The sequence below is a fragment of the Hydrogenoanaerobacterium saccharovorans genome (genome assembly GCF_016901815.1).
Taxonomy (GTDB): domain Bacteria; phylum Bacillota; class Clostridia; order Oscillospirales; family Ruminococcaceae; genus Avimicrobium; species Avimicrobium caecorum.
This window is the reverse complement of the sequence record NZ_JACSNR010000002.1, coordinates 119,420-142,975: the sequence shown is the minus strand read 5'-3', so window position 1 is coordinate 142,975 and position 23,556 is coordinate 119,420. Positions and strand designations below refer to the sequence as shown.

Annotated in this window: 21 protein-coding genes; 13 read left to right on the top strand and 8 right to left on the bottom strand. The window is 60.0% G+C overall.

Annotation, left to right across the window (positions count from 1 at the left end; genetic code table 11):
• Nucleotides 1–26: 26 nt before the first annotated feature.
• The gene (locus H9X81_RS03005) at nucleotides 27–731 is read right to left on the bottom strand and encodes a gamma-glutamyl-gamma-aminobutyrate hydrolase family protein (protein WP_204719702.1); all 705 of its coding nucleotides are present in this window, start codon (nucleotides 729–731) and stop codon (nucleotides 27–29) included.
• A gap of 222 nt (nucleotides 732–953) precedes the next feature.
• Here H9X81_RS03005 and H9X81_RS03000 point away from each other — a divergent pair, with 222 nt between their 5' ends.
• Genes H9X81_RS03000 through H9X81_RS02980 form a run of 5 tightly spaced genes read left to right on the top strand, consistent with a single transcriptional unit; the run spans nucleotide 954 to nucleotide 4,740 of the window.
• On the top strand, nucleotides 954–1,655 hold the full coding sequence (locus H9X81_RS03000; RefSeq protein WP_204719699.1) for a YjjG family noncanonical pyrimidine nucleotidase: 702 nt from the start codon (nucleotides 954–956) through the stop codon (nucleotides 1,653–1,655).
• Nucleotides 1,656–1,658: 3 nt separating this feature from the next.
• Entirely contained in the window at nucleotides 1,659–2,096 is a 438-nt protein-coding gene (locus H9X81_RS02995) for a C-GCAxxG-C-C family protein (protein WP_204719697.1), read from the top strand.
• Complete coding sequence (locus H9X81_RS02990; RefSeq protein WP_204719695.1) at nucleotides 2,080–2,793, top strand: hypothetical protein; 714 nt, start codon at nucleotides 2,080–2,082, stop codon at nucleotides 2,791–2,793. Before H9X81_RS02995 ends, H9X81_RS02990 begins: the two co-directional genes overlap by 17 nt.
• A complete protein-coding gene (locus tag H9X81_RS02985; protein ID WP_204719693.1) occupies nucleotides 2,790–4,070 on the top strand; it encodes a CCA tRNA nucleotidyltransferase in 1,281 nt (426 codons plus the stop codon). Before H9X81_RS02990 ends, H9X81_RS02985 begins: the two co-directional genes overlap by 4 nt.
• Nucleotides 4,021–4,740: an NAD-dependent protein deacylase gene (locus H9X81_RS02980; RefSeq protein ID WP_191393028.1), complete on the top strand. Its 720-nt coding sequence runs from the start codon at nucleotides 4,021–4,023 to the stop codon at nucleotides 4,738–4,740. Before H9X81_RS02985 ends, H9X81_RS02980 begins: the two co-directional genes overlap by 50 nt.
• A gap of 60 nt (nucleotides 4,741–4,800) precedes the next feature.
• Here the strand turns inward: H9X81_RS02980 and H9X81_RS02975 are convergent, their stop codons facing one another.
• The 5 genes from H9X81_RS02975 to H9X81_RS02955 form a co-directional block, all read right to left on the bottom strand.
• The gene (locus H9X81_RS02975) at nucleotides 4,801–5,079 is read right to left on the bottom strand and encodes a hypothetical protein (protein WP_177502899.1); all 279 of its coding nucleotides are present in this window, start codon (nucleotides 5,077–5,079) and stop codon (nucleotides 4,801–4,803) included.
• Nucleotides 5,080–5,201: 122 nt separating this feature from the next.
• The gene (locus tag H9X81_RS02970) at nucleotides 5,202–6,506 is read right to left on the bottom strand and encodes a hypothetical protein (RefSeq protein WP_204719691.1); all 1,305 of its coding nucleotides are present in this window, start codon (nucleotides 6,504–6,506) and stop codon (nucleotides 5,202–5,204) included.
• Between the two features lie 133 nt (nucleotides 6,507–6,639).
• A complete protein-coding gene (locus H9X81_RS02965; protein WP_177502901.1) occupies nucleotides 6,640–6,846 on the bottom strand; it encodes a hypothetical protein in 207 nt (68 codons plus the stop codon).
• 203 nt (nucleotides 6,847–7,049) lie between these two features.
• Nucleotides 7,050–7,388 (bottom strand): ArsR/SmtB family transcription factor, encoded by a 339-nt coding sequence (locus H9X81_RS02960; RefSeq protein WP_177502902.1) that lies wholly within the window; start codon nucleotides 7,386–7,388, stop codon nucleotides 7,050–7,052.
• A 25-nt stretch (nucleotides 7,389–7,413) separates the two neighbouring features.
• On the bottom strand, nucleotides 7,414–8,238 hold the full coding sequence (locus tag H9X81_RS02955) for a DNA-3-methyladenine glycosylase family protein (protein WP_204719689.1): 825 nt from the start codon (nucleotides 8,236–8,238) through the stop codon (nucleotides 7,414–7,416).
• Between the two features lie 699 nt (nucleotides 8,239–8,937).
• Between H9X81_RS02955 and H9X81_RS02950 the strand changes: the two genes are divergently transcribed.
• From H9X81_RS02950 to H9X81_RS02935, 4 genes are all read left to right on the top strand, one after another.
• Nucleotides 8,938–9,222: a hypothetical protein gene (locus tag H9X81_RS02950; RefSeq protein ID WP_177502904.1), complete on the top strand. Its 285-nt coding sequence runs from the start codon at nucleotides 8,938–8,940 to the stop codon at nucleotides 9,220–9,222.
• A gap of 232 nt (nucleotides 9,223–9,454) precedes the next feature.
• Nucleotides 9,455–10,312 carry a 23S rRNA (guanosine(2251)-2'-O)-methyltransferase RlmB gene (gene rlmB, locus H9X81_RS02945; RefSeq protein WP_345941519.1) on the top strand — a complete coding sequence of 286 codons (858 nt, stop codon included), beginning with the start codon at nucleotides 9,455–9,457 and terminating at the stop codon, nucleotides 10,310–10,312.
• Between the two features lie 30 nt (nucleotides 10,313–10,342).
• On the top strand, nucleotides 10,343–13,318 hold the full coding sequence (locus tag H9X81_RS02940) for a hypothetical protein (protein ID WP_204719686.1): 2,976 nt from the start codon (nucleotides 10,343–10,345) through the stop codon (nucleotides 13,316–13,318).
• Between the two features lie 226 nt (nucleotides 13,319–13,544).
• Nucleotides 13,545–15,611, top strand: coding sequence for an elongation factor G (locus H9X81_RS02935; RefSeq protein ID WP_177502905.1), 2,067 nt, complete (start codon nucleotides 13,545–13,547; stop codon nucleotides 15,609–15,611).
• A 109-nt stretch (nucleotides 15,612–15,720) separates the two neighbouring features.
• On the opposite strand, the gene H9X81_RS02930 is transcribed toward H9X81_RS02935, so the two are convergent.
• On the bottom strand, nucleotides 15,721–15,993 hold the full coding sequence (locus H9X81_RS02930; protein WP_177502906.1) for a metal-sensing transcriptional repressor: 273 nt from the start codon (nucleotides 15,991–15,993) through the stop codon (nucleotides 15,721–15,723).
• A gap of 13 nt (nucleotides 15,994–16,006) precedes the next feature.
• The gene (locus H9X81_RS02915; protein ID WP_430673026.1) at nucleotides 16,007–19,324 is read right to left on the bottom strand and encodes a heavy metal translocating P-type ATPase; all 3,318 of its coding nucleotides are present in this window, start codon (nucleotides 19,322–19,324) and stop codon (nucleotides 16,007–16,009) included.
• Nucleotides 19,325–19,534: 210 nt separating this feature from the next.
• Between H9X81_RS02915 and H9X81_RS02910 the strand changes: the two genes are divergently transcribed.
• From H9X81_RS02910 to gpmI, 4 genes are all read left to right on the top strand, one after another.
• A complete protein-coding gene (locus H9X81_RS02910; protein WP_177503193.1) occupies nucleotides 19,535–19,849 on the top strand; it encodes a DUF3795 domain-containing protein in 315 nt (104 codons plus the stop codon).
• A gap of 62 nt (nucleotides 19,850–19,911) precedes the next feature.
• The gene (locus H9X81_RS02905; protein ID WP_275951248.1) at nucleotides 19,912–21,105 is read left to right on the top strand and encodes a phosphoglycerate kinase; all 1,194 of its coding nucleotides are present in this window, start codon (nucleotides 19,912–19,914) and stop codon (nucleotides 21,103–21,105) included.
• A gap of 15 nt (nucleotides 21,106–21,120) precedes the next feature.
• The gene (gene tpiA, locus H9X81_RS02900; RefSeq protein ID WP_204719684.1) at nucleotides 21,121–21,909 is read left to right on the top strand and encodes a triose-phosphate isomerase; all 789 of its coding nucleotides are present in this window, start codon (nucleotides 21,121–21,123) and stop codon (nucleotides 21,907–21,909) included.
• Nucleotides 21,906–23,417, top strand: coding sequence for a 2,3-bisphosphoglycerate-independent phosphoglycerate mutase (gene gpmI, locus H9X81_RS02895; RefSeq protein ID WP_204719682.1), 1,512 nt, complete (start codon nucleotides 21,906–21,908; stop codon nucleotides 23,415–23,417). The genes tpiA and gpmI overlap by 4 nt, the downstream gene beginning before the upstream one ends.
• Nucleotides 23,418–23,556 lie beyond the last annotated feature (139 nt).

The following is a 23,556-nucleotide window of genomic DNA, read 5'->3' as shown; positions in this document are numbered from 1 at the left end:
TTTTCTGCGGCAGAAAAGCCGCTGGTTCAGTCGATGCAGGCCTCGACAAAAGCCTCAAAGATCTTGACGCTGTTGGCATCATCCGGAGCCATGTGTTCCGGATGCCACTGTACGCCCCAGGCAAAGCGGCTGCCCGGCAGACAGATGCTTTCAATCAGGCCGTCCGGCGAAGTTGCCATGACTGCCAGACTGGGAGCCAGTTCCCGGATGGCCTGATGGTGACGGGTGTTGACGCCGATGGTGGACTGTCCCAGCAGGGTATGGAGCGGACTGCCCGGAACCAGTTCCACAGAGTGGGTGGCGGCGCCATAGGGCTTGCCCTGGGAATGCTTGATCTCAGAGGGGCGCTGGCTGGGCAGATCCTGCCACAGGGTACCGCCCATCACCACATTGAAGAGCTGCAGGCCGCGGCAGATGCACAGCACCGGCTTTTTGGCAGCCAGTGCGGCACGCAGCAGACGAATCTCCAGTTCGTCCCGGACAGCAATGCTCTCGCCGCATACCGGCAGACGCTCGGCATGGTACCAGGAGGGATCAATATCCTCACCGCCGGTGAAGATCAGTCCGTCACAGAGCTCCACCATCCGGTCGATCGACTCGTCATCATACTGGAACGGGAGCATCAGCGGCAGACCGCCCGCCTGCTGCACTGCCTGCATATAGTCCGGCAGCATCCAGTAGCTGTCCAGTTTTGTATCCATCAGAGGGGTAATTCCAATCACAGGTCGCATGAGAATAATCTCCTTTCCATTTGCCGAAGTATCACAGCTGTGGTTCACAGCAGAAGTTTGTCCCGGACTGTCCGGTTTCATTGTGTACTATTATAGGACGAAAGGACTGGGCAAGTCAATGAACAAACAGTGAAATCCCCGCGCATGCACTGGCGCTCCGGGTGAAAGGGTGATATACTGGAACAGGATCTGATTCTGATATTTCCAAAAGGAGAATGGCAAGTGAAATACCGATATATATTTGTGGATCTGGACAATACCCTGCTGGATTTTGAAGCGGCAGAGGAGTACTCCTTTTATTATACTGCCCAGAGCCGGGGGCTTTCTTTCGGGGAAGCGGAACTGGAGCGCTATCAGGCCATCAATGCCCCGCTGTGGAAGATGATGGAACGCCGGGAGATCACCAAGGAGGCCCTGGTGGTGCGCCGGTTCCGGGAGCTGTTTGAGGAGCTGGGCATCACCGGCATCGACCCGGCCCAGTACAATGCCGACTACCTGAACAACCTGGCGCTCTGTACCCGTACCATTGACGGCGCCGAGGAGCTCTGCCGGTTTATCCATGAAAACGGCGTGCTCATCATCGCCACCAACGGCGTATCGGCCACCCAGCACCGGCGCATTGCGGCCTCGGGTCTGGAACCCTGGCTGGATAAAGTCGTGGTATCGGACGATGCCGGGGCAGAGAAGCCCGATCCCCGGTATTTTGAGCGTGCCTTTGCGGTGAGCGGCGCCGGGGATAAGAGCGAATGCATCATCATCGGAGATTCCCTCACCTCGGATATTAAAGGCGGACAGCAGTTCGGCATCGACACCTGCTGGTTCAACCCCAAGGGGAAGGCACTGCCGGAGGACATGCCCGCCCCCACCTATACTGTGTCCGGACTCAGCGAGTTTATTGATATACTGAATGGAAAGGATCTGTAACACATGAGCGAGTATCGTAAGGAACTGGAAAAGTATCTGACCATGCCGAACGCACACATCAACTGTGCGGAAAATACCTCCATGGCGCTGACCGATGCCCTGGGGATCGGCGGCGGCCTGGAAGATGCCCGGTATATGGCGGCATTCGGCGGCGGTATGGGCTGCGGCAGCGTATGCGGAGCACTCATCGGCGCCGAGAGCGCCCTGGGCCGGTACATGGTGAGCCGTCTGCCCGAGGGGAGCACCCCCATCGGCGACAGCTGCCCCGAACTGCGGGAACTGGCTGCCCAGTACCATGAGCGGTTCTGTCAGGAGTTCGGCAGCGAGTTCTGCCGGGAGCTCAAGGAGGGCTGGGTAAAGGGTCAGCCCGATGGCTGCAAGGACCTGATGCGCCGTGCCGGTGACCTGATGGAGGAACTGCTGCGTGAGCGGGGACTGTGAGTTCCGGTTCAGCACATTGAGTGAACGCACCCTGCACCGGGCGGTGAAGGACTATCTGGAACCGAACCGCCAGTATCAGGAGGTACCGGTGGCAGGGTTTGTGGCGGATATATTCCGGGACGGACAGCTCCTGGAAGTGCAGACCGGCAGTGTGACCCCGCTGGTGAAGAAACTGCTGCGTCTGCCAAAGGAATATCCTGTGACCATTGTACTGCCCATTGTCCGGGAAAAGACCCTGGTCATCCTGTCGGAAGAGGGGGAGTTGCTCTCCCGCCGCCGCTCCCCGAAAAAGGGCGGCTGGTGGGAGGCCTATTACCAGCTGCCCCGGCTGCTGCCGCTGGCAGAGCGTCCGGGTGTGCGGCTGCGGCTGATCCTGGTGGACGCCGACGAATACCGCACCGAAACCCCTTCCAAACGGGTGGGGCGCTCCCTCTGCCGGCGGCTGGACCGGGTGCCCACCGCCTTTGGTGAGGAACTGGACCTGGCCTTCCCGACGGAGCTTGGAGCACTGCTCCCGCCCGGACTGCCCGACCCGTTTACACGGGAGGAACTGCGGAAGCTCACCCGGCTTTCGGTGCGGGGCATGAGCGGCGGGCTTTCGGCGCTGATGAAGCTGGGAGCGGTGCGCCCGGCAGGCAAGGACGGACGCAGGACACTGTATGAACGGGTGAATCCCCAAGGAGTGAAACAGCCATGAGAGAACCCCTGCCCCACTGGGTGACCGAAGCGATGCTGCGGCTGGAACAGAACAGTGAAGAGGCCTGGCTGGTGGGCGGCTGTGTCCGGGACCGGCTGCTGGGCCGTCCGGTGCATGACTATGACCTGACAGTATCCTGTCTGCCTGACCGCACCGCCTGGCTGTTCCGGGATCACCGGCTGGTGGAGGACGGGCGTAAACACGGTACCATCGGAGTGGTGACCGAGGGCGGCGTCCTGGAGATGACCACCTTCCGCACCGACGGCGAGTACCGGGATCACCGCCACCCCGAATCGGTGCGGTTTGTGCCCGACCTCCGGGAGGATCTGGCCCGGCGGGATTTCACAGTGAACGCCATGGCTCTGAGCTGCCGGGGCGAACTCCGGGACCCCTTCGGCGGACAGGCGGATCTTGCCGCCCGTCTGCTGCGCTGTGTAGGAGACCCCTGCCGGCGGTTCCGGGAGGACGCTTTGCGCATCCTGCGGTGTGCCCGGTTTGCCTCGGAACTGGGGTTTCGGGTGGAGGAGGCCACCCTCCGGGCGGGCGAGGAACTCGCCGGGGAGGCGGCAGCTGTGTCCCGGGAGCGGATCACTGCCGAGTGGGAAAAATACCTCGCCGGACATCACTTTGCCGGGGCGCTGGAACTGCTGCCCCTGTGGGAGGGCGTCTTCCCCGGCCTGGGGCGGCTCCCGGCAGCATGGAAAGAGGCCCTTTGCCAGGCACCTTCCCCGGAGAGCCGGGCCCTGCTGCTGGCAGGCGGCCTCTGGGAGGTGCGGCATGGGTCAGCCCCCGGTGGGACGGAGGACTGGGACGGAGCCGTCCGGGAACTGTGCGCCCCGCTGCGGCTGTCCGGAAACCGGGAGCGTCTCTTCCGGGAGGCGGCGGGCTGTCTGGCCCTGCCTCCGGCAGAGTCGTTCCGGGAGGTGTGGCGGAGGTCGGCAGATGATTCCCCCTCAGCTTACCGGGCCGCGCTGGAAGCCGCTGCGGCAGCGGACTCGGCCCGAAAAAAGGAGCTGGACTGGCTTTCCCGGGTGGAGAGCGGCGGTTACTGCCGCAGCCTGCGGGAGCTGGCGGTGTCCGGGCGGGAGCTGACTGCCCGGGGAATCCCGGCTGGCCCGGCACTGGGACAGCTTCTCCGGGAACTGCTGGAAGCGGTCATAGCGGGAGAAACGGAGAATACTCCGGCGGCGCTACTGGCGCTGGCGGAACAGAAGTGGAGGAACCAAGATGGACAAGCAGATGGAAGCGCTGGCCCAGGCAATGGCGCCGGGGCGTAAGACAGTCTTTTTCGGCGGCGCCGGAGTGAGCACCGAATCGGGCATCCCGGATTTCCGGAGCGCCGGCGGCATCTATGGGCGGCAGTATGCCTATCCGCCCGAAGTGATGGTGAGCCACAGCTTCTTTATGGCGCACCCGGACGAGTTCTATGAGTTCTACCGCCGGGAGATGGTCTGGCCCAGGGCAAAGCCCAACGCGGCCCATATCCGTCTGGCGGAACTGGAAGCCGAGGGCCGTGTGACCGCGGTGGTCACCCAGAATATCGACGGCCTGCACCAGATGGCGGGCAGCAAAAATGTGCTGGAACTGCATGGGAGCATCCACCGCAACCGCTGCATGCGCTGCGGACGGAAGTATGGCCTGGAGGCCATTCTCACCACCGACGGCGTGCCCCGGTGTGAATGCGGCGGCATTATCAAGCCGGAGGTTGTGCTCTATGAGGAGGAACTGGACCCCCGCACCCTGACAGCGGCTGTGGATGCCATCTCCCAGGCGGATACCCTGCTCATTGCCGGGACTTCGCTGGCGGTCTATCCTGCCGCCGGGCTGATCCGGTACTTTGAGGGGGACTGTCTGGCGCTGGTGAACCTGTCGCCCACCCCCATGGACCAGAAGGCAGACCTTGTGATCCGGGGAAAGATCGGCGAAGTGCTCTCCCGGATTCAGTAGAAACGATAAAAGCCCTTCTCCCATTTGCGGGAGGAGGGCTTTTTTGGATGCGGGCGGCATTCATCGCCGGAGAAGGTCAGGCAGCAGGATCAGGGCTGCACCCAGCAGGAGCAGCAGCGCCCGTTTGTAGTCCCGGCTGCGGAGCGCCTGGATCATTGTTTGGAGCCAGCTGATGCCAAACAGCAGAACCCCTGTGCCGCAGAGAACTATTCCGGACAGGGTGAGGACAGAAAACAACGGATTCGGGGCGGCGATGCCCGAAATGATTACGCCCAATAGAAGCAGGACGCCGGCGGAACCCAGTCTCAGACCCCATTGAAAAAAGCGGCTTTGCTGCATACGATCCCTCCTGTATTATATGCTTGATACAGAGATCATAGCATGATCCTGTGGACGATACAAGGGCAATTTTGTGAACAAAAAAGACGGGGCCAGCTGGCTCCGTCTTTTTCAGTGCGGGATTACTCTTCGGGTTCCGCTTCGGTGACGATAATGGTCAGGGTTTTGGTGTTGGTGCTGTACCCGCTGCGCTGGCAGGTGAGTGTGATGGTGGTCTCACCGGCGGCAAGGCCCTCCAGTTCCAGTTTGTTTGACTTCTGTACAGCCGATACAATGGCGGGGTCATCGATCTCATGGGACAGGTCGCCTTCCGAGGGGTTGAGGACTGTCAGTTCCACGATCTCCCCCTCAGCCAGATGAACTACATTGTTGCGCTCCAGACGGTCTCCGAGAATGGTCATCGAGATCAGTTCCGGCACCGAGTGAACCTGCAGGGTCAGCTGGGCATCCTGGTATCCGGGAGTGGAGGCGTGGATGGTCACACTGCCGGTGCCCTCCTCCACAGCGGTGATGGTGATGCGCTTGTCCTCGCCCACTGTGGCAGTGACGATGCTGTTGTCCGCGGTGACGGTGAGAACAGTATCCTCCGAAACAGTCTCCGCATCGAGAATGATGCTGCTGCCCACTTCCACGGTGGGAGCGTAGGCGTCAAATCCCTTGGCGGAGAGGGCAATGCTCTGGGAGGGTTCGGATACGCTGATCTGGATCTGTACCGGAAGATCGGCATAGCCTTCACAGCTCAGCACCAGATCCAGGGTATACTGTCCGGCTTTGGGGCACTGGAGGATCACCCGGTCCTCCGAGAGGTAGTAGGTTCCGTCAAAGGTGACCTCATTTTCGGAGGAACGCACAGTCACCGGAGTTTCCAGGGGCTTGGGTTCGCCGTCGGTGACATCAAAGCCGGTGAACAGGATTGTGGCCTGATTGCCGGCCTGCAGTTCCAGATAGCCCGAGGCAAAGGTGGCAGAGCCGAAGTTTTCCCGCTCGGGGTGGAAGGCACTTTCCAGGGCGTTTTCCGGCTGGATAGCCCGGGAGTCGATCAGGGTCATGCCGGCCTGCATGTGCCGGGCTGTGATCTGGATCTCATAGCTCTTGGAGAGGCTGGAGCCGTTCATCGAAAGCTCCACCGTCACAATGGCATGTCCGCTTTCCACAGCTGTGAGGGTGATGGCATTGTCGGCATAGTCGGCGGTCATTAGTTCCCGGTCGGAGGAAACCACATTGACTTCGCAGCCCTCCGGCAGCTCATTGAGATGGAAGGTACGGCTTTCCCCCGGAGTCCAGTCGCTCACCGAACTGAGGGTCACCCCTCCTTCATCCACCAGATCCATGGAAGTGACTGCATCGCCGTCCACAAAGATAGTACAGCCAGCCAGCAATACTGCGGAAAGCAGTCCGGCTGTCAGGGTGGATATGATTTGTTTCATGTTCATTTGGCACCTCTGTGTATTTTGTCAGGGAAACAGTCCTGTTTCCCGGGGCTTCGATTCTTAGCCCCATTATACACAAAACAGCGCCGGATTACCAGAGAAATTTGTGGGAAAATGCGCAGATGCTGGTTTACTGATTTTCCGCCTGCTCCAAAGCCTCCACAAGCTCCAGGTATTCCGCGCACTTGTGGTTGAGCAGATTCTCATAGCGATAGAATACATCATTCTGCCGGTCCTCGCCGGCACGGTACAGTCCGGATACGACTTCACGCAGCCGGAGAATTTCCAGCTGCAGCTGGCACAGATATTCTTCCGCGGCTATGGTTTTGGTAGTCATGTTTGATCATCCTTTCCGGTTACAAGGGGCCTCGGGGCAGACTTCTGTGTCCCCGGTGCCTTTATTATAGCGGGTAGGCTGTGTCGAATTTCCGAAAAACAGCGCAGAACTCCCGGAAAGTTTTTACTTATAGTAGAAAAATGCTCTGCAATACGGAAAGTATAGCAGAGCTGCCGGAATATATGGAAAAATCGGGAATTTTGTCAGCGTCCGGTGTGACGGATATGGGCCAGACCCTGGCTCATAATGGTGACGACATGGTCATCATCCAGGCTGTAAAAGATGCTTTTGCCTTCCCGGCGGGTCTTGACCAGGTGGGCATTGCGCAGCAGCCGGAGCTGATGGGATACCGCCGACTGGGTCATGCCCAGGGCCTGGGTGAGGTCATAGACGCACAGTTCCTTTTCCAGCAGGGCGGCAATGATGCGCAGACGGCTGTTGTCCGAGAAGATCTTGAACACTTCGCTGAGCCGTTCCAGTTCCGGGTCGGAGGGCATCTGGCTGAGGATCGGCCGGGATTCCGGCAGGGGAGATACAGACATGGCAGTTCCTTTCTATATAAGAGAGTCAGGCTTCAAACAGCTCCGGATGGCTGCGGGAATAGTGGAACAGATACTGCTGGGCAATGCCCGCATAGGGCAGCAGTTCCTCCGGGAGTCCCTGGGGATACATGGTGGACATCACCCGCTTCATCCACACATCCACCGGCAGGCATTCGATGCGGTGGAACCCGTAGAGCAGCGCACAGTGGGCCACCTTGATGCCCACCCCCCGGATGCGGCAGAGCTCGGCAGCCGCTTCCTCGGTGGGCAGGGAGGCCACATGGTCCAGGTCCACTTCGCCTGAGGCGGTTTTACGGGCGGCATCCAGGATATACTTGGCCCGGAATCCGCTGCGCAGCGGCTGGAGATCCTCCTCGGTGAGGGACGCCAGCACCTCCGGTCCGGGGAAGGAACTGCGCCCGCCGGGCAGCGGTTCTCCCCAGGTATTGCAGAGGGTTTCCACAATGCCCCGGATGCGCTTGATGTTGTTGTTCTGGCTGATGATGAAGGAGCAGAGCGCCTCCCAGCGGTCCTGGCGCAGCACCCGGATGCCCCGGGCATAGTCAACAGCCTGGGCCAGCTGCGTGTTTCTGCGGAACTGTTCCTGGATGGCGGCATAGTCCTCATCCAGTGCCAGATAGGGGATCAGCCGCTGTTCAGCTTCAGCCTGATCCAGGCCGGCAACCAGAAGGTCATCGCCGTCTGTCCGCAGGGTGATGACATTCCGCCCTACCACGCCGGTATAGCTGCCGTCATCACCGGGCAGCCAGCGGAAGCACTGCCCGCATTCGAAGGTCTCCTGAAGATTGAAGGGAACGGCACCGGTGAGCCGGGCGGTATATTGTGTCATAGCTTGTCCTCCTGCCGGTTCCGGCGCTGGGTTTTTCAAAGGGGTGGGAAAAGTATAATAGGCCAACAGGACGGGAGCGGGCAAAGCCTGTGGATCGTCCGGCACAAAAAAGTATCATAGTCGCTTTGCGGCTATTATACCATGAAGCGCCAGCGAAATGGTATAATTGGCCATTGGGACGGGAGCGGGCAAAGCCTGCGGATCGTCCGGCCGTAAAATTAAGTATAATAGCCGCTTTGCGGCTATTATACCATTAAATCCCCGCCTTGAAAAGCGTGCCGGAATGGGTCGGAGGGGGAGGGGTTCGGCAAAATGCCATACCCTTGGCCCGTCTGTGTAAAATACGGATTGTAGCCATGTGACCGTCGGATTACAGACCAGAAACTGGCAAAATCCGGGTTTTTAACAGGGAACAGATGTTTTGTTTTCAATTCGTTCACGATTCCATGGGAGTTTTCCACACTTTCAACTGAGTTTTCAACACGGCTTGTGGAAGCACCAGTTGAAACTGTGGAAATCCCGGCTTATACAAGCAGTAATATCTCCGGGGCTATCTGTAAAGCAAAATTTCTTTACACTGCGCCAGACCCCGGGAATCCGTTGTGAAAAATGCGCAGACAGCGCATAAAGCGCCGCCGGACCGGTGATACTATCAGCGAAATGACATGAAACCGGAAAAAGGGGAAAGAGGGGAAAAAGATGCTCAAGGGAGTCAATCGGAAGATCATCGAAGTGCGGGACCCGGACAGCCGCTATTTTGAGCGTGCGATCCTGTTTGTACGCCAGGGGGACTGGGCGCCCAAGGAGATCGACGAACAGGCGGAACAGTACCTGCGTGCCGCCAGTGAGGAGATGGGCCGCACCCGGACAGCCGCGCCGTCCGCCACCCTGCTCAAGGAGCGGGTCGGGCTCAGAAAGCTGCTGTTCCGGGCCGGGGCGGCGGCAGGGCTGCTGCTGCTGGCAGCGGCGCTGGTACTGCTCTGAGGCGGTCCGGCTCGGGACTGCTCACCATTTCCAGAATCTCTCAAATTTTGATTAAACCACCTGTGGATCATGGATCTGCGGGTGGTTTTTGTTTGGAGAGGCTATAAAAGATGAAGATTTATAGTGTCAATCGTCAGAAAATGTGTTAAGATAAATATGTATATCGAAAAGCGCCGCCGCCCCGGGACACAGGACTCCGGACTGGACGGACGGCTCATTGGAGCGAGAGAGTATGAAAAACAATCGAAATTATCGCCCGGCTGGTCGTGACAAGACCCGTCCGGAAGCGTCCCGCCGCCCCGCGCGGCCCCAGTCCCGTCCCCAGGAGGAAGAATCTGCCCGGGGTATGCAGCGGGAGGATATTGTCATTGGCCGCAATGGAGTCATTGAGCTGCTCAAGAGCGGTCGGGCTGTGGAGAGCATCCTGGTCACCGGCGGCGAAACCCAGGGCAGCATTGTGAAGATCCTTGCCATGGCAAAGGAACAGGGCATTCCGGTCAAGGAGACCAGCCCCGCCAAGCTGGACAACATGTGCGGACACCAGAACCATCAGGGTGTGATCGCTGTCACCGGCGCCGCCAACTACTCCACCATGGAGGACATCTATAAGAAAGCCGGGGATCAGCCGCTGTTCGTCATCATTGCCGATGAGATCACCGATCCCCACAACCTCGGCGCCATTATCCGGACTGCCGAGATCGCCGGCGCCCATGGCGTGATTATCCCCAAGCGGGGCAGTGTGGGCCTCACCGTGACTGTGGCAAAGACCTCTGCCGGCGCGGTGGAGCATCTGCCGGTGGTGCGGGTATCCAACCTGGCTGCCACAGTGGATCAGCTCAAAAAGGACGGCGTGTGGGTCTACGGCACCGATATGGAGGGCCAGTGCTGGTGTGAGATCGATTACACCGGTCCGGTGGCGCTGATTGTCGGTTCGGAGGGCAAGGGCATGAGCCGTCTGCTCACCGATAAGTGTGATTTTATCGCCTCTCTTCCCATGTATGGAGAGATCAACTCGCTGAATGCTTCGGTGGCAGCGGGAATTGTGATGTATGAGATCGCCCGGCAGCGGGCAGGTATCAAGGCCAGATAAGGAAATTTTGCTGCGGCAGGAGGATAGACAATGGCAGACCGATACAATGTCGATGATATTCTCGAGGAGATCAAGCGCAAGAAGAGCGGGTCAGGCAGTATGATCTCCTCACGGCGGGCGCAGGACGAGGACGAAGCGCCGGTTTACAGCCGTTATGACCAGGAGCCGGACGAGGCTTCCTATGAGACCCGCTATACCCGGAGCCGGTCGGTGGACGACTATGAGGAGCCGCCCCGCCGCCGTCGGGAGAGCCGTTATGAGGACGACCGGTATGAGGACCGCTATGCGGCCCGTCCTGCCCGGAGCCGGGACTATGACGATTACGATGACTATGATGACCGTCCCCGCCGCCGTCCGGAGCCCCGCCGGGAGTATGAGGACTATCCGGCAGAGCGCCGGGAATCCCGCCGGTACGACAGCCGGTATGACGAGGACTATGAGGAGCCCCGCCGTCCGGCACGCCGCCGGGAGGACCGGTATGACGATGACCGGTACGACGACCGTTACGCGGCCCGTCCTGCCCGGAGCCGGGACTATGATGACTACGATGACTATGACGACCGTCCCCGCCGCCGTCCGGAGCCCCGCCGGGAGTATGAGGACTATCCGCCCGAGCGCCGGGAATCCCGCCGGGACGAAGAACCCCGGAGCGGATTCCGGTTCCGTGGGGAGGCCGAAGACGAGATGCCGGCAGCCCGTACCGAGCGGTACAAGGAACCGCCCCGCCGCCGTCGGGACGAGTATGAGGAGCCGCCCCGCAAGGCGGAGCCGGAGCGCACCCGGGAACCCGAGCGCAGCCGCGAGCCGGACGATGATCTGAGCATTCTCCGGGACCGCATCAGCGACAACACTCCCCGGCGCAGCCGGTTTGCCGACCTGGAGGAGGAAGAATCCTCCGCACCGGCGGCAGCGCCTGCCGCACCCCAGGGTGTATCGGGTGAGACCATCATCACCAGCCGGGAGGATATCCTCAAGAACTTCGGACGGGGCCGCACCCAGTCCTTCACCCGGAATTTTGATGCAGCCAAGGCCGAGCGCCGGCAGGACATCGCCGCCATCCAGAAGGAGGTCTCCGGAGAGGAGGAACCTCCGGTGCCGGACGACTACACCGCCACCCAGATGAATATCGACCTCTACTCCATGGACGAGCAGGGCAACTCCAAGGCGGAAACCGAACGCCGGGACCGCCGCCGCCGTCAGAAGGAGGAGAAGGGCGAACCGGTGGTGGAGGAGGAGCTGGACGACCTCACCGATGAGGTGGACGACTTCAATACTCCCAAGGACGCCAACAAGGTCTATGCCCGCATCCGCAAGACCAAGAAGGGCCTGATGATCCGGCTGGGGCTTTCGGTGGTGCTGTTTGCCCTGATGTGCTACCTCACCGTATCCCTCAAGAATATCAATCTGCCGCTGCTCACCTTCATGCTCCCCGAGAAGAATATGCGCGTCTTTATGGGCGTCAACCTCGGTGTGCTGGTGCTGGCAGTGCTGCTCAATATCTCCACTATCCTGGGCGGCCTCAAGGCGCTCTTTACCCTCCGTCCCAGCGGCGACGGCCCGGTGGCTGTGGCTGCTCTGGCGGCGGTGATCCAGGGCATTGTGCTGATCGTCTTCCCGGATCAGGTCACCAGTGACAATGTGGGTTACTACTTCGCCGTGGTGATCCTGGTGCTGATCTTCAACCTCATCGGCAAACTCTTCATGATCAACCGGGTGGACCAGAACTTCCGTCTGCTGGCGGAAGGCGGCTACCAGCGCCATGCCTTCAATATCATCAATGACCGCAACCTCGCCCGGGAACTCACCCAGAACCTGGATCTGGAGCAGCCGGTGGTGGGATACAGCCAGCCGGCTGACTTCCTCACCAACTTCATGCACCTCTCCTTCACCGAGGACTTCGGCGAGAATGTGTCCCGCATCACCACCCCCATCTTCCTGGTGGCGGATCTGGTCTGCTCCATCATTGTGATGGTCATCTACGGGGACCCCTTCCTGGCACTCACCGTCTTTTCGGCGGCGACCCTGCTCAGTGCGCCTCTCACCAGCACCATTGTCGGCAACCTTCCCCTGCGCCGCATGAACAAGGCGCTCTCCCAGGATGGTTCGATGGTAGCGGGTTATACTGCCCTGGACCGGTTTGATGACATCAACTGCTTTGTCATCCGGGACAGCGAGCTGTTCGGGCCTCAGTCCATCACCCTCCACGGCATCAAGACCTTCGATCAGAAGCGCATTGATGAGGCCATGGTGGATGCCGCCAGCATTGTCTGCAAGAGCGACTGTGTGCTCAGCTACATCTTTACCCAGATGATCGGCGGCAATGAGAAGATCCTCAAGAAGGCGGACAGCATCGTCTATGAGGACTCCATGGGTATCTCCGCCTGGGTGGACGGCAAACGGGTGCTGATCGGCAACCGGGAACTGATGATGAACCACAACATCGAGATCCCGTCCAAGGACTATGAAAAGAAGTTCGTCAAGGACGGACGGGAAGTACTCTACCTGGCAAATTCCGGCGAGCTCACCGCCATCTTTGTGCTGAGCTATGCCGCTGATCCGGATATTGTGGACGAGCTGGGCGTGCTGGTGGATCGGGATATCGGTATCTCGGTCTACACCACCGATTCCAACATCACCCCCCAGAAGATTTCGGAACTCTTCGACTTCCCGGAGGATATGGTGGAGATCGTGCCCTACAAGCTCCATGGTCAGTGTGACCGCCTGATGGCCCACAAGGACCGCGCGAGAGCCGAGATCGTCTACAATGGTTCGCTGGCTTCCAAGGTGCGCACCCTGAGCGGCATCATCACCGCCAAGACCTCCATCCTGCTGGGTGTGATCCTCCAGGGCGTGGGTATGACACTGGGTTACTTTGCGGTCTGCCTGCTGGCCTTCACCAACAGTAACGGCAATGGCTTCGGTACTCTGAGCTTTACTCTGCTCATTGCCTACCAGCTGTTCTGGGGACTCATCACCATGCTGCTGCCCAACCTGCGGCGCTACTGATAAAACAAGCAGAATGCACAATACACCACCCGTAAATTGTATATGGGTGGTGTATTTTTTTGCGCTTCCTCTCTTGTACTTGCTTCGCCGGGATTGTATAATAAAACTATAATTATTGAAAGAGAAGTTCGCAACTTATTTAATTTGACGAATACCAGGCCGAAACAGTCCCCGATGGACTGCAGGCGGGCTCTTTTAATAAAAAATGGAAAGGGGCGATGACGCCATGAAACAATATCTGGCAGGTAAAATAAGGAATGTTGCGCTGGCGGGCCACAGTTCCAGTGGTAAGACCACACTGGCTGAGGCTCTGCTTTACAAGACCGGCTATTCCGACCGGCTCGGCAAGGTAGCGGACGGCAATACTGTCTGCGACTTTGACCCGGAGGAGATCAAGCGCAAGGTATCGGTATCTTCCACCGTGGCACCGTTTGCATGGGGCAGTACCAAGATCAATCTCATCGACACCCCCGGACTCTTTGACTTTGAGGGCGGTATGTACGAAGGCATGATCGCAGCCGAAAGCGCACTGATCACTGTATCTGCCCGGGACGGCGTGGAAGTGGGCACCGAAAAGGCCTACGAACTGGCAGACCGTCTGGGCCGTGCCAAGATGTTCTTTGTCACTCAGATGGATATGGACCATGCGGATTTCTATAAGGTGCTCGAACAGCTCAAATCCGAATTCGGCCCGAGTGTCTGCCCGCTGGTAGTTCCGTTCATGAAGGACGGCAAGGTGGACTGCTACATCAACCTGATCGACAACAAGGCTTACCGCTATGAAAACGGCGTGATCGCTGAGGCTGAAATGCCCGATACCGGTCACCGTCTGGAAGGCCTGATCGCAGCGATGTCCGAAGCGATTGCTGAAACCGATGAAGGCCTCTTTGAGAAGTTCTTCTCGGGCGAACAGTTTACCCGGGACGAGATCCTGCACGGCATCCATCAGGGTGTGAAGAGCGGTTCCATTGCGCCGGTATTCTGCGGCTCGGCTGTGACCATGGACGGCATCGATATGCTGCTGGACGCTATGGTGGACCACCTGCCGTCCGCCTATGAGAGCGCCGGTCTGGTTGCTGAAAACGAAGCCGGTGATCCGGTGGATGTTCCCTGCACCGATGAAGCGCCCCTGGCAGTTCTGGTATTCAAGACCGTAGCTGACCCGTTTGTGGGCAAGCTCTCCTATGTCAAGGTTGTATCCGGCAAGATCACTGCCGATACCGAACTCTATAATATGCGCACCGGCAATGTGGAGCGGCTGGGCAAGATGCTGCACACCCGCGGCAAGAAGCAGGAGGAGACCACTGTGATCTCCGCCGGTGACATCGGCGCCATCACCAAGCTCCCCGAAGCTGTAACCGGCGATACCCTCTGCGATCCCGCCTACAAGGTAAAGTTCGCGGAACTGGTATTCCCGAAGCCCACCCTGTCCATGGCTGTGGTAGCCAAGAACAAGGCAGATGAGGGCAAGGTAGCCCAGAGCATGCAGCGCCTGATGGAAGAAGATCCCACTATCCGCTTTGAGCAGAACAAGGAAACCCGGCAGCAGGTACTCACCGGCCTGGGCGACCAGCACCTGGATGTGATCGTATCCAAGCTGGCGAACAAGTTCGGTGTGGAGATCAGTCTGGAAAAGGCCAAGGTACCCTACCGTGAGACCATCCAGAAGAAGGTCAAGGTACAGGGACGCCACAAGAAGCAGTCGGGCGGACATGGTCAGTTCGGCGATGTATGGATCGAATTCGAGCCCTGCGACAGCGAGACTCTGGTCTTTGAAGAGAATGTGTTCGGCGGCGCTGTGCCCAAGAACTACTTCCCGGCTGTTGAAAAGGGTCTGCAGGAGTGCGTTCAGAAGGGCGTACTGGCCGGCTATCCCGTTGTAGGCCTCAAGGCCACTCTGGTGGACGGTTCCTACCACCCGGTAGACTCGTCTGAAATGGCGTTCAAGACCGCTGCTTCAATCGCTTATAAGACTGCGCTGCCGCAGGCATCTCCGGCAATCCTGGAGCCCATCGGCAACCTGAAGGTCACTGTTCCGGACAGCTACACCGGCGACATCATGGGCGATCTCAACAAGCGCCGTGGCCGTGTGCTGGGCATGGAGCCCGCCGGCAAGGGCCTGACCACCATCGAAAGTGATGTGCCCATGAGCGAAATGGGCGACTTCACCACCGTGCTGCGTTCGATTACCCAGGGCCGCGGCAGCTTCACACTGGACTTTGCCCGGTATGAACTGCTTCCCAAGCAGCTGGAGGAAAAGGTCATTGCCGAAGCTGGCAAGCAGGCTGAATAATTGTGTTTTCCCGAAAGGAAAGAAATTCCCCCTTTGAATAACAAAAGCCGGACGGCTCATCGGAAATACCCGGTGAGCCGTTCGGCTTTTGTTGTCTGAATCGGGGTGGTCAGCGGGACATCTTATCCAGAACGGACATGACTTCATCCAGCTTGGTTTCCACTTCCTCGGGAGTGCCGCCGGTGAGGGAATCCTTGACGCATCCAGCCAGATGGGCCCGGATGATCTCCTTGTTGGCCTTGCCGAGGATCGAGATCACTGCCAGCACCTGATTGGAGATGTCAATGCAGTACCGGTCCTCATCGATCATCTTGAGGATTCCGTCCAGCTGTCCCCGGGCGGTTTTGATGAGAGGGACTACCTTGTCACGGTCGGCTTTCATGGCAGAGCCCTCCTCAGCCAATGGATACTACGGTGTAACCGGCATCGGTCACAGCCTTGGCAAGTACATCATCTGCCACCGGAGCAGTCAGTTCCACATTGGCGCACTTCTGCTCCAGATCCACCTTGGCGGTTACGCCGTCCAAAGCGTTCAGAGCCTTCTCCACCGAACCGGCGCAGTGCATGCACATCATACCATCAATGACAATCTTCTTGTTCATAGCAAATTCTCCTTTGTTGTTTGAGTCTATTGTATCAGAAATCGAAACCGGCGTATAGCCTGCCTCGATCACAGCGGCTTCCAGCACCGAATCCTCCACCGGGTGCGCCAGGGTGATGGCGGCAGTTTTGGCTTCCAGATCCACATGGGCGCTTTCCACGCCCTCCACGGCGGAGAGTGCCTTCTCCACCCGGGCAGAGCAGTGAGCGCAGCTCATGCCCTCCACCTGCATCACACGGACGATGGGCTCGGGTGCTTCGCCGGACAGGAACCCGGCAGGCTCATAGCCCGCCTCGGTGACGGCGGCTTCCAGCACCGAATCCTCCACCGGGTGCGTCAGGGTAATGGCGGCAGTTTTGGCTTCCAGATCCACATGGGCGCTTTCCACGCCATCCACGGCGGAGAGAGCCTTCTCCACCCGGGCAGAGCAGTGAGCGCAGCTCATGCCCTCCACCTGCATCACACGGACGATGGGCTCAGGCGCTTCGCCGGACAGGAACCCGGCAGGCTCATAGCCCGCCTCGGTGACAGCGGCTTCCAGCACCGAATCCTCCACCGGGTGCGCCAGGGTAATGGCGGCAGTTTTGGCCTCCAGATCCACATGGGCGCTTTCCACGCCCTCCACGGCGGAGAGCGCCTTTTCCACCCGTGCAGAGCAGTGAGCGCAGCTCATGCCTTCCACCTTCATCACACGCACAGCAGAGCCAGCGGGAGCCGGTGCGGGTTCTGCCGGATCGCAGGCAGCCGGACAGACGGCACAGGCAGCTGCCGGGCAGGCCGGAGCTTCGGCCCTGGGTGTCGCAGGAGCCGCAGGGGCAGCCGGAGCGGAGACGCTGGGCTTAAAGAGCTTGAGCCGCAGGGCGTTTGTGACAACGCTCACCGAGCTGAAACTCATGGCGGCAGCGGCGAACATAGGGTTGAGCTTGAGTCCGAAGGGGATAAACAGCACGCCCGCAGCCAGCGGGATGCCGATGGAGTTGTAGAAGAAGGCCCAGAACAGATTCTCCTTGATGTTGCGGATTACCGCACGGGAGAGTTCGATGGCGGCGACAGCGTCAAGCAGGTCGCTCTTCATCAGGACGATGTCGGCGGATTCGATGGCGACATCGGTGCCGGCGCCGATGGCAATGCCCACATCCGCTCTTGCCAGGGCAGGGGCATCGTTGATGCCGTCGCCGATCATGGCGACCTTTTTGCCCTCTGCCTGGAGCTTGCGCACTTCCTCCTCCTTATCCTGGGGGAGAACCTCCGCTACCACCCGGTCAATGCCGGTCTGGCGGCGGATGGCTTCGGCGGTCTTCTTGTTGTCGCCGGTGAGCATGACCACATCAATGCCCAGCTTTTTGAGCTCCGCAATGGCCTGACGGCTGGTGGGCTTCACCACATCCGCCACAGCGATGAGTCCGATGACGATGCGGCTGCCCTCAGCTTCCCGCACAAAGAAGAGCGGGGTCTTGCCCTCGTCTGCCAGGCGGTCGGCCTCGGCTTCCAGTTCGCCCGAGTCAACGCCCAGGGCGCCGAGCAGGCGGCGGTTGCCCGCATGGATGGTGACGCCGTTCACCCGGCCCCGGACGCCCTGACCTTCAGCGGCGCCGAAGTCCTCGGCTTCGGGGCAGGCAATTCCGGATTCAGCGGCATACTGGACGATGGCATCTGCCAGCGGATGCTCCGAACGCTTTTCCACTGCCGCAGCCAGCATTACCAGTTCGGCTGCGTCGGTGCCGCCCAGGGGAATCACATCGGTCACCCGGGGCTTGCCCTCGGTGACGGTGCCGGTCTTATCCAGAATGACCGTGTTCACCAGATGGGCGGTTTCCAGGCTCTCGGCGCTCTTGATGAGAATGCCGTTTTCAGCGCCCTTGCCGGTGCCCACCATGATGGCCACCGGAGTGGCAAGGCCCAGAGCGCAGGGACAGGAGATCACCAGCACCGAGATGCCGATGGAGAGGGCAAAGTCAAAGCTCTGCCCCAGCAGCAGCCATACAATGGTGGCGATGAGGGCGATGGTCATCACAGTGGGGACGAACACCGCCGCCACCTGGTCTGCCAGCTTGGCGATGGGAGCCTTGGAGGAGGAAGCCTCCTCCACCAGGCGGATGATCTGGGCCAGGGTGGTGTCGTCGCCCACCCGGGTAGCCCGGAACTTGATGGAGCCGTTCTTGTTGACCGTGGCGGCGATCACCCGGTCATCCACCGTCTTTTCCACCGGGATGCTCTCACCGGTGAGGGCGGATTCGTCCACCGAGGTGCGTCCCTCCAGGATCACGCCGTCCACCGGAATGCTCTGTCCGGGACGGATCACCACAATATCCCCGGGCACGACTTCCTCCACCGGGATCTCCACCTCCACGCCGGAGCGCTCCACGGTGGCAGTCTTGGGGGCCAGGTCCATCAGTTTGGTGATGGCCTCGGAGGTCTTGCTCTTGGAGCGGGCCTCCAGCCACTTGCCGAAGGTAATCAGGGTCAGGATGGTGGCGGCGCCCTCAAAGTAGAGGTCCATGGAATAGGCCATGAGTGCCGCATGGTCCCCGGCTACAAAGGCAAAGGAGATCTGATAGATGATATAGATGCCATAGATCATCGCTGCCGAGGAACCCACCGCGATGAGGGAATCCATGTTGGGGGAGCGGTGCCACAGGGTTTTGAAGCCGGTGAAGAAGTAGTTCCGGTTCAGATAGAGAATGGGCAGGGTGAGCAGGAACTGGGTAAAGGCAAAGGCCAGAGGATTGTGCATGCCGTCCAGCCAGCCGGGGACCGGCAGTCCCACCATGCTGCCCATCGAGAGATAGAACAGCGGCACCAGGAAAATGAGCGACCGCAGGAACTGCCGCTTTTTGGTTTCGGCCTCCTTGAGGGTGAGGTTTTCCGGAGGTTCGGGGCGGGCGGATTTCTGCCGGGCCGCGTCAGCGGGGGAAGCGCCGTAGCCGGCCTCCTCCACCAGCCGGGAAATATCCGACGGCTTCAGGGTGGATTCATCATAGTCCACCATCATATTGTTAGCCAGCAGGTTCACATTCACCGAGCGGATGCCCTCCGCTTTGGAAAGGCTCTTTTCGATGTGTGCCGAGCAGGCCGAACAGGTCATGCCGGTGACAAGGAATTTCTGTTTCATGGTTTCACCTCAACAGTTTCATGTAGGTTAACCCTCCCCCGGGGGAGGGGGTGTTTTTCGTCTATAATTATACTGTGAAAGTGTAGTTTGTCAAGAGGGGGCGAGAAGATTTTCAGGCAGGTGGGTTTTCGGCTTGCCAAAGGACGGCGGATATTCTACAATAGAGGGGAAAGATCACCAACTGGTGAGAGTAAAAAAGGAGATGAAGCCATGCTGATATCCTGCTGCGGAAACCGCTGTGATGAATGTGAGCGGTATCCGGGGGAGTGTCCCGGCTGTGCGGCCATAGGCGGAAAAGCGGAGTGGTGTGCCAGTCTGGATGTGGAGGTCTGCCCCTTTGTGACCTGTGCGGCAGAAACAGGAGTTTCCCATTGCGGCGAATGTGAGGAGTTCCCCTGTGAGCTCTATGAGCTGACCCTGTCCGAGGACGCCGGAGAGGAAGAACGCCGGGCCTTTGCCATGGCACGGTACCGGAATTTCGGCCTTCTGGATGCCCAGCGGTTTTTGGAAAAACAGTCCGATTGAGTCGGACGGGAGTTTTCCCGTCCCATGACCATCAAAATAAAAGAGAAGCAGGTGTCTTAGTTATGAATCGTATGCTGAACAAGAAGAGCATCCGGGATATTTCTCCCAAAGGAAAGCGGGTCCTGGTGCGCTGTGACTTCAATGTGCCGCTGGATGGCAGCACCATCACCGACGATAAGCGCATCACCGAGGCGCTGCCCACCGTCCGCTATCTGCTGGAACAGGGCGGACGGGTGATCCTCTGCTCCCATCTGGGACGCCCCAAGGGTCAGGTGAACCCCAAGTACAGCCTGGCTCCGGTGGCAGCACGGCTTTCGGAGCTGCTGGGCTGCGAAGTGCCGCTCTCGGCTGACATCATCGGCGAAGATGCCCACCGGATGGCTGATTCCCTGAAGGACGGTCAGGTCATGCTGCTGGAAAATGTGCGGTTCGATCCCAGAGAGGAAAAGAACGACCCCGAATTTGCCAAGGAACTGGCTTCCCTGGCAGAGCTCTATGTCAATGACGCCTTCGGCACTGCCCATCGTGCCCATGCCTCCACTGCCGGTGTGGCAGACTATCTGCCCGCTGTCTGCGGCTTCCTCATCGAGAAGGAGATCGGCTTCCTGGGCGGCGCGCTGGAAGACCCCAAGCGTCCCTTTACTGCCATTCTGGGCGGCGCCAAGGTATCGGATAAGATCGGTGTGATCCGCAGCCTGCTGGAAAAGGTGGACAGCCTGCTCATCGGCGGCGGTATGGCCTATACCTTTATCAAGGCACAGGGCGGCGCCATTGGTGACTCGCTCTGCGAGGAGGATAAGCTGGATCTGGCCCGGGATCTGCTGGCAGAGGCCAGGGAAAAGGGTGTGCGCCTGCTGCTGCCGGTGGACACTGTGATTGCCGATGCCTTCAGTGAGGAGGCCAATACCCGCACTGTTGCCGCCGGGGAGATTCCGGACGGCTGGCAGGGTCTGGACATCGGCGAAGCCACCCGGGAACTGTTTGCCCAGGAGATCAGGAATGCCGCCACTGTGGTCTGGAACGGACCCATGGGCGTCTTTGAGATGAAGAAGTTCGCTGCCGGTACCGAGGCAGTGGCAAAGGCTCTGGCAGAGAGCGATGCCATCACCATCATCGGCGGCGGCGATTCGGCTGCGGCTGCGGCTCAGCTGGGCTATGCCGACCGCATCAGCCATATCTCCACCGGCGGCGGTGCGTCGCTGGAGTTCCTGGAGGGTCTGGTGCTGCCGGGTATCGCCTGCCTGGAAGACAAGTAAGCGCAGGAGGACAGCATGAATCGGGAAAAGAGAACGCCTGTGATCGCAGGCAACTGGAAGATGAACAGCGGCAGTCCGGCAGAGGCTTCGGCTCTGCTGGGCGGTCTGCTGGAGGCCTGCCCCAAGGCTCCGGCCTGTGAGGTGGTAGTCTGCCCGCCTGCAACAGCGCTGGCACTGGCAGCCGACACCCTCCGGGGCAGCGCCATTGCCCTGGGCGCCCAGAACTGCCACTTTGCCCCGTCCGGTGCCTATACCGGCGAGGTATCTGCCGCCATGCTCACCGGAGTGGGCTGCACCCATGTCATCATCGGACATTCCGAGCGCCGGCAGTACTTCGGCGAGACCAACGAAACCGCCGGAAAGCGTCTGGCGGCTGCGGTAGCCGGAGGGCTCTGCGGTATCCTCTGTGTGGGCGAGAGCCTGGAACAGCGGGAGGCCGGACAGGAGATCGAAACCTGTGCTGCCCAGCTTGCGGGCGGCCTGGCGGAGATTCCGGCAGAGGCACTGGCCCATGTGATGATCGCCTATGAGCCGGTGTGGGCCATCGGCACCGGACGCACCGCCACTGCACAGGAGGCCAACCGGGTATGCGGCGAGATCCGCCGCCTGCTGGCAGAGCGGTATGGTACAGAGGCAGCCGACAGGGTGCGCATTCTGTACGGCGGCTCGATGAATGAGAAGAACGCCGCGGAACTGCTGGCCCAGCCGGAGATCGACGGCGGGCTCATCGGCGGAGCTTCCCTCAAGCCGGAGAGCTTTGCCGCCATTATCCGCGCCTGTGAAGCAGGGGAGGCGAAGGCATGAAACAGCCGGTGATCCTCATTATCCTGGATGGCTTCGGCATTGCGCCGGACAGCCAGGGGAATGCCATTGCGCTGGCAAAGACCCCGGTGACCGACCGTCTGTGGCGGGAGGTACCCCATACCCAGCTTTCCGCTTCGGGGGAAGATGTGGGTCTGCCCGCTGGTCAGATGGGCAACTCCGAGGTGGGACATACCAACATCGGTGCCGGACGGGTGGTCTATCAGGAGCTGAGCCGCATCACCCGTGCCGCTCAGAACGGTGAACTGGAACAGAATCCGGCGCTCCGGCAGGCAGTGGAGCATATCCGTGCCACCGGCGGCAGCCTGCACTTTATGGGGCTGCTCTCGGACGGCGGTGTCCACAGCCACAATACCCACCTCTATGCCATGATCCGGGCTGCCAGGAGCCTGGGCGCTGAGAAGATCTATGTCCATGCCTTCCTGGACGGACGGGACTGTCCGCCCAAGTCGGGCCTGGGCTTTGTGAAGGAACTGCGGCAGGAGCTTTCTGCCATCGGCGCCGGAACACTGGCTACCGTCTGCGGACGGTACTATGCCATGGACCGGGACAACCGCTGGGAGCGGGTGGCAGAGGCCTATGATGCCCTGACCCTGCCGCCGGCGGAGATCGCCGATCCGGAACAGTGGGTGGAGGAGTCCTACCGCCAGGAGATCACCGATGAGTTCGTGAAGCCTGCGGCCTGCTGTGAGGGCGGACGCATTTCGGACGGGGACAGCGTGATGTTCTTCAACTTCCGTCCCGACCGGGCCAGAGAGCTCACCCGGGCGCTGACCCAGCCGGGCTTTGACGGCTTTGAAAAGAAGGCAGCCCCGAAGGATCTCTGCTATGTCTGCACCACCGTCTATGACGACAGCTTCGAAGGGGTGCTGGTGGCCTTCCCGCCCGAGCGCCCGTCCCAGACCCTGGGCGAAGTGGTTTCCCAGGCGGGACTTTCCCAGCTGCGCATCGCCGAAACCGAAAAATACGCCCATGTGACCTTCTTCCTCAACGGCGGACGGGAGGAGCCCTTCCCGGGCGAGGACCGCATTCTGGTGCCGTCCCCGCAGGTGGCGACCTACGACCTTCAGCCGGAGATGAGCGCCCCGGAGGTCACCGAAAAGGTAACCGCCGCCATCCGCAGCCGGAAGTATGGGCTGATCGTGCTCAACTTTGCCAACTGTGATATGGTCGGGCATACCGGCAGCATTCCCGCAGCCGTACTGGCGGTGGAAACAGTGGACCAGTGCCTGGGTGAAGTGCTGGCGGCGGCAGAGGAGGCCGGTATGGCGGCGGTGATCACCGCGGACCACGGCAATGCCGATGAGATGCTGGCAGAGGACGGCGGCCCCAAGACCTCCCACACCACCAATCCGGTGCCGCTGTGGGTGACTGTCCCGGGGCTGGAACTGCGCTCCGGCGGACGCCTGGCAGACCTGGCTCCCACTGTCCTGGAACTGATGGGACTTTCCCAGCCGGACGAAATGACCGGCACATCGCTGATTATGTAAAAAACTTCAGCCCTGTTCACAGAAAATTGATGATTTTTCACCAGTATTCACAGGAAAACCGGTTGAGGTTTTCGCTGAAAAGATTTATAATAAGAACAGGTATACATACAATAGGATTGTTGCCATCTGACACAGAAAT

Excerpts from the sequence above, each read along its gene's own strand:
- H9X81_RS02910 (WP_177503193.1), top strand. The coding sequence starts at position 19,535 with ATGCTGATATCCTGCTGCGGAAACCGCTGTGATGAATGTGAGCGGTAT.
- H9X81_RS02955 (WP_204719689.1), bottom strand. The coding sequence starts at position 8,238 with ATGACACAATATACCGCCCGGCTCACCGGTGCCGTTCCCTTCAATCTT.
- H9X81_RS02985 (WP_204719693.1), top strand. The coding sequence starts at position 2,790 with ATGAGAGAACCCCTGCCCCACTGGGTGACCGAAGCGATGCTGCGGCTG.
- H9X81_RS02965 (WP_177502901.1), bottom strand. The coding sequence starts at position 6,846 with ATGACTACCAAAACCATAGCCGCGGAAGAATATCTGTGCCAGCTGCAG.
- H9X81_RS02970 (WP_204719691.1), bottom strand. The coding sequence starts at position 6,506 with ATGAAACAAATCATATCCACCCTGACAGCCGGACTGCTTTCCGCAGTA.
- H9X81_RS03005 (WP_204719702.1), bottom strand. The coding sequence starts at position 731 with ATGCGACCTGTGATTGGAATTACCCCTCTGATGGATACAAAACTGGAC.
- H9X81_RS02935 (WP_177502905.1), top strand. The coding sequence starts at position 13,545 with ATGAAACAATATCTGGCAGGTAAAATAAGGAATGTTGCGCTGGCGGGC.
- H9X81_RS02905 (WP_275951248.1), top strand. The coding sequence starts at position 19,912 with ATGAATCGTATGCTGAACAAGAAGAGCATCCGGGATATTTCTCCCAAA.
- H9X81_RS02950 (WP_177502904.1), top strand. The coding sequence starts at position 8,938 with ATGCTCAAGGGAGTCAATCGGAAGATCATCGAAGTGCGGGACCCGGAC.
- H9X81_RS02980 (WP_191393028.1), top strand. The coding sequence starts at position 4,021 with ATGGACAAGCAGATGGAAGCGCTGGCCCAGGCAATGGCGCCGGGGCGT.
- gpmI (WP_204719682.1), top strand. The coding sequence starts at position 21,906 with ATGAAACAGCCGGTGATCCTCATTATCCTGGATGGCTTCGGCATTGCG.
- H9X81_RS02930 (WP_177502906.1), bottom strand. The coding sequence starts at position 15,993 with ATGAAAGCCGACCGTGACAAGGTAGTCCCTCTCATCAAAACCGCCCGG.
- H9X81_RS02975 (WP_177502899.1), bottom strand. The coding sequence starts at position 5,079 with ATGCAGCAAAGCCGCTTTTTTCAATGGGGTCTGAGACTGGGTTCCGCC.
- rlmB (WP_345941519.1), top strand. The coding sequence starts at position 9,455 with ATGAAAAACAATCGAAATTATCGCCCGGCTGGTCGTGACAAGACCCGT.
- H9X81_RS02995 (WP_204719697.1), top strand. The coding sequence starts at position 1,659 with ATGAGCGAGTATCGTAAGGAACTGGAAAAGTATCTGACCATGCCGAAC.
- H9X81_RS02915 (WP_430673026.1), bottom strand. The coding sequence starts at position 19,324 with ATGAAACAGAAATTCCTTGTCACCGGCATGACCTGTTCGGCCTGCTCG.
- tpiA (WP_204719684.1), top strand. The coding sequence starts at position 21,121 with ATGAATCGGGAAAAGAGAACGCCTGTGATCGCAGGCAACTGGAAGATG.
- H9X81_RS02940 (WP_204719686.1), top strand. The coding sequence starts at position 10,343 with ATGGCAGACCGATACAATGTCGATGATATTCTCGAGGAGATCAAGCGC.
- H9X81_RS02960 (WP_177502902.1), bottom strand. The coding sequence starts at position 7,388 with ATGTCTGTATCTCCCCTGCCGGAATCCCGGCCGATCCTCAGCCAGATG.